The 14,339-nt window shown below is 73.3% G+C and carries 15 protein-coding genes, 1 tRNA gene and 1 riboswitch; of the genes, 7 read left to right on the top strand and 9 right to left on the bottom strand.

Annotated features, from left to right (window positions below):
- Nucleotides 1-3: 3 nt before the first annotated feature.
- Nucleotides 4-1,404 carry a DUF6716 putative glycosyltransferase gene (locus DEJ22_RS04515; protein WP_146241776.1) on the top strand — a complete coding sequence of 467 codons (1,401 nt, stop codon included), beginning with the start codon at nucleotides 4-6 and terminating at the stop codon, nucleotides 1,402-1,404.
- Nucleotides 1,405-1,576: 172 nt separating this feature from the next.
- On the opposite strand, the gene DEJ22_RS04510 is transcribed toward DEJ22_RS04515, so the two are convergent.
- A complete protein-coding gene (locus DEJ22_RS04510) occupies nucleotides 1,577-1,837 on the bottom strand; it encodes a thioredoxin family protein (RefSeq protein WP_111227642.1) in 261 nt (86 codons plus the stop codon).
- A 29-nt stretch (nucleotides 1,838-1,866) separates the two neighbouring features.
- Entirely contained in the window at nucleotides 1,867-2,157 is a 291-nt protein-coding gene (locus DEJ22_RS04505) for an oligoribonuclease (RefSeq protein WP_111227602.1), read from the bottom strand.
- Between the two features lie 61 nt (nucleotides 2,158-2,218).
- On the opposite strand from DEJ22_RS04505, the gene DEJ22_RS04500 reads away from it, so the two are divergent.
- The 5 genes from DEJ22_RS04500 to DEJ22_RS04480 all read left to right on the top strand — a co-directional run bounded on the left by DEJ22_RS04500 (nucleotide 2,219) and on the right by DEJ22_RS04480 (nucleotide 5,862).
- On the top strand, nucleotides 2,219-2,671 hold the full coding sequence (locus DEJ22_RS04500; protein ID WP_181430880.1) for a MarR family winged helix-turn-helix transcriptional regulator: 453 nt from the start codon (nucleotides 2,219-2,221) through the stop codon (nucleotides 2,669-2,671).
- Nucleotides 2,668-3,906, top strand: a complete 1,239-nt coding sequence (locus tag DEJ22_RS04495; RefSeq protein ID WP_111227604.1) for an MFS transporter — start codon at nucleotides 2,668-2,670, stop codon at nucleotides 3,904-3,906. Before DEJ22_RS04500 ends, DEJ22_RS04495 begins: the two co-directional genes overlap by 4 nt.
- Nucleotides 3,907-4,629: 723 nt before the next feature.
- Nucleotides 4,630-5,268 (top strand): oligoribonuclease, encoded by a 639-nt coding sequence (gene orn, locus DEJ22_RS04490; protein WP_111227605.1) that lies wholly within the window; start codon nucleotides 4,630-4,632, stop codon nucleotides 5,266-5,268.
- A 98-nt stretch (nucleotides 5,269-5,366) separates the two neighbouring features.
- Nucleotides 5,367-5,442 (top strand) — tRNA-His (locus DEJ22_RS04485).
- A 75-nt stretch (nucleotides 5,443-5,517) separates the two neighbouring features.
- Entirely contained in the window at nucleotides 5,518-5,862 is a 345-nt protein-coding gene (locus DEJ22_RS04480; protein WP_111227606.1) for a metallopeptidase family protein, read from the top strand.
- A gap of 1 nt (nucleotide 5,863) precedes the next feature.
- Here DEJ22_RS04480 and DEJ22_RS04475 read toward each other — a convergent pair whose 3' ends face one another.
- Both DEJ22_RS04475 and DEJ22_RS04470 read right to left on the bottom strand, forming a co-directional pair.
- A complete protein-coding gene (locus DEJ22_RS04475) occupies nucleotides 5,864-7,132 on the bottom strand; it encodes an acyl-CoA dehydrogenase family protein (protein ID WP_111227607.1) in 1,269 nt (422 codons plus the stop codon).
- Entirely contained in the window at nucleotides 7,129-8,565 is a 1,437-nt protein-coding gene (locus tag DEJ22_RS04470; protein WP_111227643.1) for an LLM class flavin-dependent oxidoreductase, read from the bottom strand. The genes DEJ22_RS04475 and DEJ22_RS04470 overlap by 4 nt, the downstream gene beginning before the upstream one ends.
- A 102-nt stretch (nucleotides 8,566-8,667) precedes the next feature.
- On the opposite strand from DEJ22_RS04470, the gene DEJ22_RS04465 reads away from it, so the two are divergent.
- Complete coding sequence (locus DEJ22_RS04465) at nucleotides 8,668-10,011, top strand: MFS transporter (RefSeq protein WP_111227608.1); 1,344 nt, start codon at nucleotides 8,668-8,670, stop codon at nucleotides 10,009-10,011.
- Here DEJ22_RS04465 and DEJ22_RS04460 read toward each other — a convergent pair.
- The 5 genes from DEJ22_RS04460 to DEJ22_RS04440 all read right to left on the bottom strand — a co-directional run bounded on the left by DEJ22_RS04460 (nucleotide 10,001) and on the right by DEJ22_RS04440 (nucleotide 14,216).
- The gene (locus DEJ22_RS04460) at nucleotides 10,001-10,573 is read right to left on the bottom strand and encodes a nucleoside/nucleotide kinase family protein (protein WP_258379656.1); all 573 of its coding nucleotides are present in this window, start codon (nucleotides 10,571-10,573) and stop codon (nucleotides 10,001-10,003) included. The two genes, DEJ22_RS04465 and DEJ22_RS04460, sit on opposite strands and share 11 nt — an antisense overlap.
- A complete protein-coding gene (locus tag DEJ22_RS04455) occupies nucleotides 10,566-11,372 on the bottom strand; it encodes an energy-coupling factor transporter transmembrane component T family protein (protein ID WP_258379657.1) in 807 nt (268 codons plus the stop codon). The genes DEJ22_RS04460 and DEJ22_RS04455 overlap by 8 nt, the downstream gene beginning before the upstream one ends.
- Complete coding sequence (locus tag DEJ22_RS04450; RefSeq protein ID WP_502862322.1) at nucleotides 11,369-12,970, bottom strand: ABC transporter ATP-binding protein; 1,602 nt, start codon at nucleotides 12,968-12,970, stop codon at nucleotides 11,369-11,371. Before DEJ22_RS04450 ends, DEJ22_RS04455 begins: the two co-directional genes overlap by 4 nt.
- Nucleotides 12,967-13,689 carry an ECF transporter S component gene (locus DEJ22_RS04445; RefSeq protein ID WP_349775156.1) on the bottom strand — a complete coding sequence of 241 codons (723 nt, stop codon included), beginning with the start codon at nucleotides 13,687-13,689 and terminating at the stop codon, nucleotides 12,967-12,969. The genes DEJ22_RS04450 and DEJ22_RS04445 overlap by 4 nt, the downstream gene beginning before the upstream one ends.
- Before the next feature lie 7 nt (nucleotides 13,690-13,696).
- A riboswitch (TPP riboswitch) is annotated at nucleotides 13,697-13,808 on the bottom strand.
- A 78-nt stretch (nucleotides 13,809-13,886) separates the two neighbouring features.
- Nucleotides 13,887-14,216: a spore germination protein GerW family protein gene (locus tag DEJ22_RS04440; RefSeq protein WP_111227610.1), complete on the bottom strand. Its 330-nt coding sequence runs from the start codon at nucleotides 14,214-14,216 to the stop codon at nucleotides 13,887-13,889.
- Nucleotides 14,217-14,339: the final 123 nt, after the last annotated feature.

The raw sequence follows: 14,339 nt of genomic DNA, 5'->3' as shown, positions 1-14,339 counted from the left end.
GACGTGAGCGACGGCGGGCGCGAGCCGACGGACGGACGGGAGGCGCGCCTCCCGTCCGTCACCCCGCCCCGCGTCCGTCGCGTGGTCGGCCTGGTCGACACGGACTCGTTCGCGAAGTGGGGCGCGCACCTGCTCGCCTCGGCCCCGGCGCACTGGCGCCTCGAGCTGGTCGTCGTGGCGACGCCGAGGTCGGCCAGCCGTTCCCAGCTGCGTGCAGCGTTCCGCGGGCTCGATGCGCGGTTGGCGCACCTCTCGGATGCGCCGCCGGAGCCGGTCGCGGTGGACCTGGTCGTCCGCGGCCTGCAGGACGACCCGCCGGACGCCGTCCTCGTGGCGTGCATCGGGCCGGTGGCGGAACTCGTGATCGATGAGGTCGCGCGACGCGTCCCACGGCGGCCGGTGCTGCTGACCGGGTTGCCCGGCATCTCGTTCCCGGCGAAGTGGAAGGGCGTCTTCCTCCGTGCTCGGGCCGACCTGTTCGTGCTGCACAGCCACCGCGAGGTCCGCGCCTACCGCGACCTCGCACGAGCGGGCGGAACGGAACCCCACTTCGCACTCGCGACGCTCCCCTTCGCCCGCTCGAGGGGTGGCGCGGCGGACGACGACACGGTCCGCGACGCCGTCGTGTTCGCGGCGCAGCCGAGCGTCCCCTCGGACGAGCAGGACCGACGGCGGATCGTCGGATGGTTGGCCGAGACCGCCCGACGGCATCCCGAGTGGCGCGTCGTCGTGAAGGTCCGGGCGACGGCCGGCGAGCACCAGACCCACCGCGAGCAGTTCCCCTACCCGGACCTGCTCCCCGCCGACGCACCGTCGAACCTCGTGGTCGAGGGCGGTCCGATGGCGCAGCACCTCGCCCGCGCGGTCGCCCTGGTGACGGTGAGCTCGACCGCGGTGCTCGAGGCCGTGGCACAGGGGGTGCCGGCGCTCACGCTGACGGACTTCGGCGTCTCGCGGGCACTCATCAACGAGGTGTTCGTGGACAGCGGGCTCGAGGGTGACGCCACCGACCTGGTCGACGGACGCTTCGGCCGGGTCCGGTCCGAGTGGATGCACGACAACCACTTCCACCCGCCGACGGACGACGACTGGGTCGACCGGGCCGAGGCACTCATGGTGCTCCGCGATGCCGGCGCCCTCGTCGACCGTCCGCCCGCGCGCCGGAGCCGGGGCGGCGCGCTCCGGCGGGCCTGGGAGCGGAAGAACGCGCTCGGTGCGGCGGACCGGTCGGTGCTCGGCGCGGTCGCACTCGCGGTCGGCACACCCGTGCGGACGGCGAAGCGTGCGGTGCGACGCGTGCTGCGACTCGTGCGCCCGGTCGCGGCGGCGCCGCAGCTCGTCGGCCCTCCGCGGTCGCAGCGCCGGCCGGTGCCGGTCGGGGACGGGACGCGTCCGGGCGGCTGACCCGGAGGCGGAGGCCGACCGCGGCCCGGGCGACCATCCCGGTGGCTGGAGGCCGACCGCGGCCCAGGCGACCGTGGTGGTCGGGGCCGACCGCGGCCGGGGTGACCGCGATGGCGGAGGTGCGCCGTGCCTCCAGGCCGGACACCGGGCGGGCGGAACCGGCCGTGCGTCCTCAGAGGGCCTTGGCGACCGCCAGCAGCAGTTGGTCCCGCGAGGGGACACCGGGAGAACGGAAGACCTCGGCCCCGTCGTCCCGCCGCACGATGATCGTGGGGGTCGATCGGATGCCGAGGTCCTCCGCGGTGTCCAGGTGCGCTGCGACGTCCCGCTCCGTGACCCGGAGCCCCGGGACCAGCCCCGCCGCCTCGGCGGTCACACGTCGGGCGGCCGCGCACGGGGCGCAGAAAGCGGAGGTCCAGAGGTCGAGCTGCACGACCGTCGCCAACGCAAGTGGTGCGGGATCTACTCCCGGTCGAACTCGCCGCTGCGGTCGCCGCGCTCCTGCAGGTCGTCGACCGGGTCGGAGTCGGCGGCGTCGTACTCGTACTCGACCGAGGTCTGGTCCAGCACCTGACGGGTCTTGGTGGCCTTGTAGGTGAAGGCCGTCTGCAGGCCCTCGACGTCCGCGTACACCGTGACCTCGTCGTCGACCGCGTCGCTCGTGGCGGTGCGGCTGTCGGTCGTGCCGTCGAAGGGACCGCCGTGGAAGATCGCGGTGTACTCGTCGCCCTCGTTGATGGTGATGTCGCTCATGCGTCCCTTGTACCAGGGGCGACCTGTTGACGGATGCATAGCCCAGCTATATAGTTCGGGTATGGAATCAACGCGAGCGCAGACGGTCGAGACGCTCCTCGTCTCGGTCAACCGGTTGATCCGCGCCGCAGCGCAGGCCACCGGGAACCCGACGTCGTCCGCCGTGTGGCGGACGCTCGGGATCCTCGAGACCGAGCAGCCACTCCGGCTGGGCGAACTCGCCGCCGCGTCACGCGTGGCGCAGCCCACCATGACCAAGCTCGTCGCCGGCATGCTCGCCGACGGACTCGTCTCGCGCAGCGTCGACCCCGACGACTCCCGCGGGCAGCTCATCGAGCTCACCGACGCCGGGCGCGACCGGCTCCGCAGCTGGCGCGCCACCATCACCGAGACGGTCGGGCCGGTGTTCGCCGACCTCGGCGACGACGACTGGGACGTCCTGCACCGCGCGGCCGCGATCATCGCCTCGCGCACCACGACCACGACCACCACCAGAACGGAGATCCACGCGTGAACGCCCACGCACCTGCTGCGTCCGGCAGCATCCTCAAGCAGTCGTCCGCGGTGTGGGCGATCGCCTTCGCCTGCGTCGTCGCCTTCATGGGCATCGGCCTCGTCGACCCGATCCTCCCCGCGATCGCGTCGTCGCTGCACGCCACCGCCGCGCAGACCGAGCTGCTCTTCACGAGCTACCTCGCCGTGACCGGTGTCGCGATGTTCTTCACCAGCTGGGTGTCGAGCCGCATCGGCGCCAAGAACACGCTGCTCATCGGGCTCGCGCTCATCGTCGTGTTCTCGGTGCTCGCAGCGACCTCGGGCAGCGTCTGGAACATCATCGGCTTCCGCGCCGGATGGGGCCTCGGCAACGCACTCTTCATCTCCACCGCGCTCGCGACCATCGTCGGGGCCGCTTCGGGCGGGACCGCTTCGGCGATCATCCTGTACGAGGCAGCGCTCGGCCTCGGCATCGCCGTCGGACCCCTGGTCGGCGGACTGCTCGGCTCGGTGAGCTGGCGCGGCCCGTTCTTCGGCGTCACCACGCTCATGGCGATCGCCTTCATCGCCGTCGTCGTGCTGCTCGAGTCCTCCGGGCTCGAGAAGCCCACGCCCACCAAGCTCTCGGCGCCGTTCCGCGCGCTCGGGCAGCCGGCGCTCGCCGCCCTCGCCGTCACGGCGCTCTTCTACAACATCGGCTTCTTCGTCCTGCTCGCCTACACACCCTTCCCGCTCGGCTTCGGCGCGCTCGGCATCGGCTTCACGTTCTTCGGCTGGGGTGTCGGGCTGGCGATCACCTCGGTGTGGGTCGCGCCGATGCTGACCGCCCGCATGCGCCGGACGACCGTCCTCAAGATCGCCCTGCCACTGCTCGCCCTCGACCTGTTCGCCGCCGCCGTCGTCGTGACGTCGCAGGTCGGGCTGATCGTCTGCGTCGTCGTCGGCGGACTCGTCCTCGGTGTGCTCAACACGGTGCTCACGGAGTGCGTCATGGAGGCGACCGACCTCCCCCGTTCGGTGGCATCGAGCGCCTACTCGGCGGTGCGCTTCATCGGTGGCGCCATCGCCCCGCCCGTGGCGACGCTGCTCGCGGACGAGTTCGCCCCCTCGGCGGCGTACGTGTTCGCCGCGGTCTCGGTGGCGGTCGCGTTCGTGGTCGTGGTCCTGACCACGAAGGTGCTGCGGCGGGTCGACGACGGGGCGGAGTCGGAGCGCGTCGAGGCCGAGGCGATCTCGGCGGGCGAGATGGTCTGACGCGTCGGGAGGGCGGGCTCGTCCCGCGCTGTCTGTCTGCACGGGGCGCTCGAGCGTCTGCTCGCGGTCCTGCAGGCTCGAACGGGCGGGATCGGTCGTCGAACCATGGATTCGGCCGCCGATCCCGCCCGTTCGTCGTGCGTGCTCGGCGACGGCCGCCACGGTGTCGGTACTGCACTCGCGGACGCGAGCGGGCGGAACCGGTCCTCGCACAACGCGAGCGGGCGGAACCAGTCCTGGCGGAGCGCGAGCGGGCGGATCCGGACCTGGAGGAGCGACGCCGGTTGCTGTTCGCGCCCGTTCGGCGTGGAGCGGGGACCGCCCGCCCGCGCGAGCCGTCGCGCCGGAGGGTGGCGCGCCTCCCGGACGCGCACCGGCCCCACGAGCGGGCGGAACCCGGTGTTGCAGCGGCCGGAAGCAGCTCCCACCCGCTCGCGGCACGGCGTGCCGGACGGGAGGCGCGCGCTGAGCCCGGCAGCCCACCTCGCGACGAGCGGGCGGAACGGGACGTCGAGCGGCCCGGTGTCGGCAGCTTCCGCCCGCTCGCCGTCCGAACGCACGGACGGGAGGCGCGCGCTGCGCCCGGCAGCCCACCTCGCGACGAGCGGGCGGATCGTGCGCTCGCACGCGCCCCGGCGCGCAGGATGCGCCCGCTCGCGGCACGCGGTCCACACCACCGCCCCCGCGAGCGGGAGCGTCACACGCGCGGAATAGGATCGGGACATGGCAACTGCGAACGATCGCCTCGTCTGGATCGACTGCGAGATGACGGGCCTCGACCTCGCGGTCGACGAGCTCGTCGAGGTGGCCGTCGTCATCACGGACTTCGACCTCGTCCCCGTGCACCCGGGCTTCGACATCGTCATCAAGCCCGACCAGTCGGCGCTCGACAACATGAACGAGTTCGTGACCACCATGCACACGACGTCCGGCCTGCTCGAGGAGATCCCGGACGGCGTCTCCCTGGCCGACGCCGAGTACCAGGTGCTCGAGTACATCCTCCAGCACGTCCCGGCCGAGGGCAGCGCGCCGCTGGCCGGCAACACGATCGGCACGGACCGCGCGTTCCTGTCGAAGTACATGCCGCGGGTCGACGGGCACCTGCACTACCGCAGTGTCGACGTGTCGAGCATCAAGGAACTCTGCCGCCGCTGGTTCCCGCGCGTGTACTTCAACGCGCCGGAGAAGCACGGCGGGCACCGTGCCCTCGCGGACATCCTCGAGTCGATCCGCGAGCTCGAGTACTACCGCCGCGCGGGCTTCGTCGCGGAACCCGGCCCGACCACCGAGGACGTCCGCGCCGTCGCGGCCGAGGTCGTCGAGCGGTGGGAGCCGCGGCTCGCGCAGCCCGCCGCCGAGTAGCGACAGGCACAGCCGCGGAGGAGCGACACGCGTGGTCCGCGGCGCCTCCCGCATGTACTACTATTGAGTGGTCGCGCCGGTCAGCCGGAGCAGGCATGGTGGGTATAGCTCAGTTGGTAGAGCGCCTGGTTGTGGTCTAGGAGGTCGCGGGTTCGAGACCCGTTACTCACCCCAGTGCACGAAGGCCCCGTCCGAGAGGACGGGGCCTTCGTCGTTCTCCGATAGCGGTGTGCCACGATCGACGTCGTGATGGAGATGTCCGCCGACGAGTTCGAGCAGCTCGTGACCGACGAGCTCGACCTGCTGCCCGACGAGATGGTCGACGGGCTCGACAACGTGGTGTTCGTCGTCGAGGACGAGCCCGAGGACGGCTCCGACCTGTTCGGTGTGTACGAGGGGGTCGCCGCGACCGAGCGTGGGCAGTACGGGTTCGGCGAGCTGCCGGACCGGATCGTGGTGTTCCGGAAGCAACACCTCGAGGAGTGCGACACCGTCGAGGAGCTCCGGGACGAGGTGCACACCACGCTCGTGCACGAGATCGGGCACTTCTACGGCATCGACGACGCCCGGCTGCACGAGCTCGGCTGGGCGTAGCTCAGAACCGCGTCGGCCCGACCTCGTGGTACCGCTCCCACGCGTCCACCGGTCCTCGCCCGTGCAGCACGTACTCCCCCACGAGCCGCTCCTTGTACACCGTCGGGTTGTGCGACGCGACGACCCGCGCGTTCCGCCAGTGCCGGTCGAGCGCCCTGGTCCGGTCCGCCGCCGAGGCTCCGCCAACCTCGAACAACTCCGTGGCCGCACGCAGCACCCGCGGACCGACCTCGACCTGCGCCTGGTAGACGGCGTTCTCGGCAGCGTCGAGCAGCGCGTGGTCGACGCCGGCCCCGGGCTCGTTCGTCGCCACCACCGCGTCGAGCTGTCCCGCCGCGGCGACGACGAGCGACCGCGCGGTGAACGCCCCGGCGGCGAGCCGCCCGAGGACCGCGAGCACCTGCGGGTCCTCCCCCGGCGTCGCCGCGTTCGCGTGGATGTAGGTGCGGGTCCGCGGCCGGACGAACGCCACAGCGTCGTCGACGACCGCCTGCCCGATCCCGGCGAGGACCGCCAGCAGGTACAGCTGGTAGAACGCCTGGATGTGCGACAGCGGCGCGTCCCGGTAGGCCGAGATCACCGACGGGTCGACGGGAACGCCGTCGAACACGGTCGTCCCGGAGGCGGTGAGCCGCTGCCCGAACCCGTCCCAGTCGTCGACCCCGGTCACGCCCGGCGCGTCGGTGGGCACCGCGAACGTCACGCGCTCGCCGTCGCGGTCGGCCGCCAGGTAGATCCAGTCGGCGTAGAGCGTGCCGGTCGAGTAGAACTTCCGCCCGTCGAGCCGCCACGTGCCGGAGTCGTCGGGAGCGACGGTCGTCGAGATGTCAGCGAGCGTGGTGCCGGTCCGCTCCGAGGTCGCGTTCCCCACGATCGCTCCGTCGACGATCCGCTGGAGCCACTCGTCACGAGCGGGCGAATCCGGGCGGAGCAGCACCAGCTCGGTGTACCCGAAGTGCCCGCGCCAGAGGTGCGCGATGTTCGAGTCCGCCGCCGCGAGGTCCGCCACCAGATGCGCCAGCTCGACGAGCGTCACGCCGGAGCCCCCGCGGTCCTCGGGCACGCGGAGTCGGCCGAACCCCGCCTCCGCCAGCGCACGGACCTCGGCGTGCGGGAGCTCCCGCTCCCCTGGCGTCCCGGACGCCAGCTCGCGTGCGACGGCACCCTCGCGGATGCGGTCGAGGACCGGCGCGAATCGAGCCCGCAGGGCTGCGAGACGGTCGGTCTGGAGGCGCGGCTCGGCCCCGTCGGTCGTCGTCGCGTCCGTCACGCGGTCACCTCCACGGCGTCGCGTGCGCCGTCCGCCTCCGTCGCGCCCACGCCCCCGGAGCCTCCGGAGAACGCCCCGCGCCACCGCCGGGCGGGGTGCGAGTCGGGCAGCTGCGGGTGGCCGAAGAGCTTCTCGCGCAGGGTGCCCTCCCGGTACTCGGACTGCATGAGCCCACGCTCCTGCAGGGTCGGCGCGATGTGGTCGACGAACTCCTCGTAGGAGCCGGGCAGCGTCCAGTTGATGACGTTCACGCCGTCGACACCCACGCGCTGCCACTCGGCGAGCTCGTCGGCGATCTGCTCGGGCGTCCCGACGACGCGGGCGCGGAGCTTGGCGGACAGCCGGGCGAGGTCGGCGATGGTCGGTTCGCGGTCGCCGGCAGCTTCACGGAGCCACTGCAGGTGCGACTGCCCGGCGTGCGTCCGGACCTCGGACAGCGGCGTCGCGGGGTCGAGCGGCTCGCCGGTCTCCGGGTCGAACCCGAGGTTCGAGTGCACGAGGAAGGCGTCGGCCGCCAGGTACTCGTCGATCTCCGCCTCCTTCGCCTTCGCCTCGGCCTCGGTGGAGCCCGTGACGAAGGTCAGCCCGAGGAAGAACGCGATGTCCTCACGGCGGCGGCCGGCGGCGGCAGCGAGGTCACGGGTCTCGCGGATGAGCTGCTCGGTGGCGTCGCGGTTCGAGGTCAGGATGAACTGCGCCTCGGCGTTCCGCGCGGCGAAGGCCCGACCGGCGGGCGAGGACCCGGCCTGGAACAGCACCGGCGTGCGCTGCGGCGAGGGCGCCGACAGGTGTGGTCCCTGCACGTCGTAGCGCGTGCCGTGGTGGTCGATGCGGTGCACCTTCTCCGGGTCGGCGTACCCGCGCACCGGGTCCTTCAGCACGGCGCCGTCCTCCCACGACCCCTCCCAGAGCTTCGCGCAGACCTCGAGGTACTCCTCGGCCCAGGCGTAGCGCTCGTCGTGCTCCTCGAGGCGGTCGGCGCCGAAGTTCCGGGCCGCGCTGTCGAGGGCGCTCGTGACGACGTTCCAGCCGATGCGGCCGCGGGTGATGTGGTCGAGCGTCGAGACCTTGCGGGCGAAGTCGAACGGGTGCGCCTGGATGACGCTCGACGTGAACGCCAGGCCGAGGTGCTCGGTGGACACGGCGAGCGCGGAGAGCAGCACGGACGGGTCGTTCGAGGGGATCTGCAGCCCCTCGCGGAGGTTCGTCGCGTAGTCGCCGCGCGCGGGGCCGTACGTGCCGACGACGTCGGCGAAGAACATCGCGTCGAACTTCCCGCGCTCGAGCGTCCTCGCGAGGTCGGTCCACAGCGTCACGTCGTCGAAGTCGGCCTGGCGGGCGTCCGGGTGCCGCCAGAGGCCGTGCTGGATGTGCGACGTCGTGTTCATGACGAAGGCCGCGAAGCGCAGCGGACGGGTCGGTGCATCGCTCATGCCGTCCATGCTCCCCGGGGACCGCGCTCGCGCGGTCATGACGTGACCTCGCGTTACGCGCGGTGTTCCCCCGCGCCGTGGGGGCGACCATGCTCCTGAGGCATGCCGACCCAGACGACCGCAGCCACGCCTCCCGTCCGTCCCGCCGCCCCGTCGACCACCGCGACCCGTCGTCGTGTCGCCCTCGCGTCGTTCGTCGGGACGACCGTCGAGTACTACGACTTCTACCTGTACGCGACGGCCTCGGCGCTCGTGTTCGCACCGACGTTCTTCCCGTCCGTCACCCCCGCGGTCGGCGTCATCGCGTCGTTCGCGACCTACGGCGTCGGCTTCGTGGCGCGGCCGCTCGGCGGCATCGTGGCCGGGCACCTCGGCGACCGGATCGGGCGGAAGAAGCTGCTCGTCGCGTCGCTCGTGCTCATGGGCATCGCGTCGACGCTCATCGGGGTGATCCCCTCGGCGGCGACGATCGGGGTCGGCGCCGTGGTCGCCCTCGTCGTGCTGCGACTGCTCCAGGGCGTCGCGGCCGGAGCCGAGTGGGGCGGTTCGGCACTGCTGTCGGTCGAGCACGCGCCGGCACGGCACCGGGGGCTGTTCGGAGCCTTCACCCAGATGGGGTCGGCGGGCGGGATGCTCCTGGCGACGGGGGTCTTCACGCTCGTGCGGACCCTGCTCGGCAACGAGGCGTTCCTGGCGTGGGGGTGGCGCCTGCCGTTCCTGTTCTCCGCGGTGATCGTCGCGGTCGGGCTCGTCATCCGGCTCGGCGTGCAGGACGCCCCGGTGTTCCAGGAGCTGCGCGCCTCCGGCGGTGTCGAGCGCTTCCCGGTGTGGCAGGCGATCCGTCGGCACCCGCGGTCGATCCTCGTGACCGCCGGGCTGCGGCTCGTGCAGCCGGCGCTGTACTCGATCCTGACGACGTACTCGCTGACCTACCTCGGGACGAAGCGCGGTGAGGAGGGGTCGGCGGCGGGCCTGCAGGCGGTGCTCGTCATCTCGGCGGTGTCCCTCGTGTCGACACCGTTCTGGGGGTGGCTGTCCGACCGGGTGGGGCGACGACCGCTCGCGATCGGGTCGGCGATCGGGATCGGGGTGCTGATCTGGCCGTTCTTCGCGTTCCTCGACGCCGGGCCGCTCGTGCTGCTGCCCCTCGTGGCGCTGATCGGCATGAGTGTGTTCCACGACAGCATCTACGGGCCGCAGGCGGCGTGGTTCGCGGAGCAGTTCCCGACCGGGCGCCGGTACTCGGGGATGAGCCTGGGGTACCAGATCGGGTCGATCTTCTCGGTGGGGCTGACGCCGTTGCTCGCGGCGGTGTTCGTCGAGCTGGGCGGTGGCTCGCCGTGGATCCTGTGCACCTACATCGGGGTGTACGCGGTGCTCTCGGTCGTGGCCGCGGTCGTCGCGGTCGACCCGGTCCGTGACGGTACCGCCCGGTCTACGTCCTGAGCGACACGTCCGCGAGCTCCGCCGGCCGCTCGGCGGCGATGAACGCCCGCTCCTGCGCGGCCCACCGCTCCCACTCGCGGGCGAAGACCTCGCCGTCCCGTCCGATGGCCCGGTCCCACCGCACGTCGTCGTCCGCCTCGAGCCACACCCGGAGCGTGGCCAGGGGCGCCGATGCGCGCGACAGGGCTCCGCACCCCTCGACGACGAGCGGCGTGCGCGGGTCGATCGACACCCAGTCCGCCGGCTCCGACGTGTCCCAGTCCCAGCGCCGGTACCCCGACGGCGGCCCGAGCACGTCGGACACCACGGCACCCGCAGCCGACCGCAGTCCGTCCCAGCCCGGGTAGACGTCGTCGAGGTGCACGACCTGCGCGCCGAGACGTGCCGCCAGGGCGTCGCCGAGGGTGGTCTTGCCCGTCCCCGACCGTCCGTCGACCAGCACGACGAGTCGGCCACCGGTGGCGGCGGCGACCCCGGCTGCCGCCGCCGCGAGCCCGTCCACGAGCGACGGGTCCGGCGCCGTTCCCCCGGCGGTCGCCTCCGGCCGCACGACCTCAGGCACGCCAGGTCCCCGCAGCCACGGCCACGCCGACCGACACGACCCCGATCCCCACGAGCGCGGCGACCATCGCCCACTCCGGTCCCGCGAAGCGCGCCTGCCGCGCCCACGTCCGCGGACCGGGAGCGCCGAAGCCGCGCGACTCCATCGCGACCGCCAGGGTGGTCGCCCGACGGAGCGCGAGCACGAGCAGGGCGAACGCCATGGACGCGCCGCGCCGCAGTCGTCCGTGGTCCGCGAGCCCCCGCGCGCGCCGCGCCATCGCGAGCTGGCGCCAGTCCTCACCCAGCAGCGTCGTCATCCGCACCGCGGCCAGGGCCCCGAGCACGAAGCGTGCCGGCAGCCGCAGCAGCTGCGCGAGCCCGTCGGCCAGGTCGGTGGGGTCGACCCCGACGAAGAGCACGACGGCCGGCAGCCCGACCGCGAGCACCCGCAGCGCGGTCGCGAGCGCGAGCGTGAGCGACCCGTCGGTGACGTGCGCGAAGCCGAGGTCGAACCACTCCCGCCCGGAGGGCCGCCCGTACAGCGCGATGCTCAGCGCCGTCAGCGGCACGGCGACGAGCACCGGCGACGCCCGCAGCAGCAGGGTGCGCGGCGGGATCCGGAGCACCGGCAGGAGGAGCAGCTCCAGCGCGAGCGCGACGGCCGCGGAGACGACGTCGAGACTCGTCACGAGGCACACGCCGAGCGCGAGCACCCCGAGCATCGCAGCAACGGGCTGGACGCCGGCGACACCGCGGCGCGTCCGGCCGGGAGGCGCGGCTCGCCCGCCCTGGTCGGCACGCGTCGTCGGGGCGGTCACCGGTGCACCTCCGTGGTCGGTCGGGCCAGGCCGGGTCCGGATGGCGGCACGGGGTGCGCGCCGTCGGCGGCCAGCACGACCTCGTCGGCGTCGAGCGCACGCACCAGGTCACGGTCGTGGGTCACCACGACGAGCGCCGTCCCCGCGTCCGCCGTCGCGCCGAGCAGGTCGACCACCGCCTGCCACGTCGCACGGTCCTGCCCCGAGGTGGGTTCGTCGAGCACGACCACGGGCGGCCGCGAGGCGACGACGGCACCGATCGCGAGCCGCCGCTGCTCGCCGCCGGACAGCGTGAAGGGGTTGGCGTCGGCGAGGTGCCGCAACCCGAACGCGTCGAGGAGCTCCTCCACCCGTTCATCCGCGTCGGTCGAGCCGAGCGCGCGCGGGCCGGCGGCGAGCTCCTCGCGGACACTGCGCGCGACGAACTGGTGCCCGGGGTCCTGGAACACCGTGCCGATGCGGGCGGCGAGCTGTCGGCTCGTCCACCGGACCGGCGCGTCGCCCGCCTCGTCGGCGAGGTCGGGCGTCGCCCGGAGCGTGCCGCCCGCGGGTCGCAGGAGCCCGGCGAGGGTGAGGCCGAGCGTCGACTTGCCGACGCCGTTCGGACCGGTGACGGCGAGGACCCGGCCGCGCCGGACCCCGAGGTCGATGCCGCTGCCGACCCGGGTCCCACCGGCACGTCCGAGGACGCCCCCGCGTGCGGTCGCGAGCCCCAGCGCCTCGAGCAGCACCGCTCCCCCGTCGAGCGGGCGGGACGTGCGCTCGACGGTCGGTGCACCCGGTGCCGTTCCGCCCGCTCGCGACGAGCCCCGGGCCGGTTCGGCACCGGGCACCCACACGCCGGCCGCCGTCAGGGCGGCACCGTGCTCGGCGAGCACCGTCGCGGGCGCTCCGTCCGCGACGACCCCGCCACCCGGCTCGAGCAGGACGAGCCGGTCGACCAGGTCGAGCCAGGTGCCGATCCGGTGCTCGACCACGAGCATGGTCGCACCGGTGGTGTCGAGCAGCGCCCGCACGGCGTCGTGGACCTGTGCGACGCCCTCGAGGTCGAGGTTGGCGCACGGTTCGTCGAGCACGAGCACCCCCGGACGCATCGCGAGCACGCCCGCGAGGGCCAGGCGCTGCCGCTGGCCGCCGGAGAGGCGGCTCGTGGACCGGTCGAGCGGCAGGTCGAGTCCGACGACGCGGAGCGCGTGCCGGACGCGGTCCCAGGTCTCGGCCCTCGGCACCCCGGTGTTCTCGCACCCGAAGGCCACGTCGTCCCCGATGCGTGACATCACCGTGTGGGCCTCGGGGTCCTGCATGACGAGGCCGACCCGCCCGCGGACCGCGCGGGGGTCGGCGCCGTCGACCAGGACCGAGCCCTGCACGGCTGCGGCGGTGTCGTCGTCGGGGTCCGGCTCGTCCGCCAGCACCGCTGCGACCGCGCGGAGCACCGTCGACTTGCCGGCTCCCGAGGGACCGACGACCGCGACGCGCTCACCCGGCTCGACGACGAGGTCGAGGCCGCGGACCGCCCAGGCGTCCCGTCCGGCGTACCGCCAGCCCCAGTCGCGGAAGGCGATGCGCGCCGCCCCCGAGGACGACACGGACGTCACCGGGCGGCGCGGGACCCGCGCTCGGCCGGAGCGGGGCCGGACTGCGCTCCGTCGACCGGAGCGGTCACGCCGGTCGAGGCCGTCGACTCCTGCCCGGTGGACCCCGTCGAGCGTCGAGCGTGCTCACGCCCCGCGGCGAACGAGGACAGCACACCGGTCGCGGCGAGCGCCCGCACGAGCAGCCAGGAACCGAGCCCGGCGATCACGGCGCCGGACACCACGGCGGACACGACGTAGACGGTCTTGAACGCCGCGTCGAGCCCCGGGTACCAGAGCACGGTGTCGTTGATGCCGAGGGCGAGCCCGGCGGCGGCCCCGGCGAGCACGACGACCGGCAGCCGGTACGCCCGGTACAGGAACAGTGCGAGGACGAGCTCGGCGCCGAGGCCCTGCACGAGGCCGGCCTCGAGCGTCAGCCAGCCCCACTGGGTACCGAGCAGCGCCTCGACGCTGGCGGCGACCATCTCGGCGTAGAGGGCGGCACCGGGCTTCCGGACGACGATCGCGACGACCGGGCCGGCGAGCAGCCAGACCCCGCCGAAGAGCGCCTGCGTCCCGGGCAGGACCAGGCCTGCGACGGTGCTGATCGGCTCGTAGCCGAACTCCCAGAGCTTGAAGACGACACCGATCGCGACGGCGAGCACGCTCGCGACGACGATGTCGACGACCCGCCAGCGCAGGGAGCGCTTCGGGGCGGTGGACGGTACTGCGGACTGCATGGTTGCAGGCATCGTTGCTGACTCCTCCCTGCGCCGGCATGACCCGGATCAGGTTCGACGGTCGGAGCGCCGTTCGCTCCCTCTCAGCCCGGCGGTCCCGGACTCCCGTGTGTGTGGCAGCAGTCTAGACGCGGTCGTGACCGCGTGACGGACGGGAGGCCCGTGGCGGCGTCGCCACGGGCCTCCCGTCCGGTGGGTCACTTCTTGAGGGCGCGGATCACCTTGCTGAGCGCCTTGCCCGTCACCCAGATGGTCGGGATGCTCACCGCGAGCAGCGAGATGAGGTTCGGCTCGAACTGCAGGTCCTGACCGGGACGGCGCACGTAGGCACCCACCGGGATGGACGCACCGCCGCCACCACCGCCACCCGCGCCGCTGTCGTCGCCGTCTCCTCCGGCACCGAAGCCGAACCAACCGATGGAGACCGGGATGAGCGTCTGGTCCCCGACCTCGACCGGCTCGCCGTAGTTCGTCGAGACGCCCACCGGGCGCACCTTGTCTGCGATCTGACTCACGATGTTGGCCATGCGCGCGAGGCTACTCGGCGCTCCCTCCACAGGGCGCCTCGCTCGGGATCCGTCCACTGCTGCGGGTTGTCTGCGGACGCGGGCAGCCCGCGCCGATACCTTGGCGGAACCCACACCTGGAGG

Source organism: Curtobacterium sp. MCSS17_007 (assembly GCF_003234175.2).
Classification (GTDB): domain Bacteria; phylum Actinomycetota; class Actinomycetes; order Actinomycetales; family Microbacteriaceae; genus Curtobacterium.
Note: the sequence above shows the minus strand (reverse complement) of the source record. Positions and strands in the feature narration are given on the sequence as shown.

Bases quoted from the DNA above. Each gene is read 5' to 3' on its own strand.
- DEJ22_RS04505 (WP_111227602.1), bottom strand. From the start codon at position 2,157: ATGAGCGACATCACCATCAACGAGGGCGACGAGTACACCGCGATCTTC.
- DEJ22_RS04480 (WP_111227606.1), top strand. From the start codon at position 5,518: ATGGAGATGTCCGCCGACGAGTTCGAGCAGCTCGTGACCGACGAGCTC.
- DEJ22_RS04465 (WP_111227608.1), top strand. From the start codon at position 8,668: ATGCCGACCCAGACGACCGCAGCCACGCCTCCCGTCCGTCCCGCCGCC.
- DEJ22_RS04445 (WP_349775156.1), bottom strand. From the start codon at position 13,689: ATGCAGTCCGCAGTACCGTCCACCGCCCCGAAGCGCTCCCTGCGCTGG.
- DEJ22_RS04470 (WP_111227643.1), bottom strand. From the start codon at position 8,565: ATGAGCGATGCACCGACCCGTCCGCTGCGCTTCGCGGCCTTCGTCATG.
- DEJ22_RS04500 (WP_181430880.1), top strand. From the start codon at position 2,219: ATGGAATCAACGCGAGCGCAGACGGTCGAGACGCTCCTCGTCTCGGTC.
- DEJ22_RS04440 (WP_111227610.1), bottom strand. From the start codon at position 14,216: ATGGCCAACATCGTGAGTCAGATCGCAGACAAGGTGCGCCCGGTGGGC.
- orn (WP_111227605.1), top strand. From the start codon at position 4,630: ATGGCAACTGCGAACGATCGCCTCGTCTGGATCGACTGCGAGATGACG.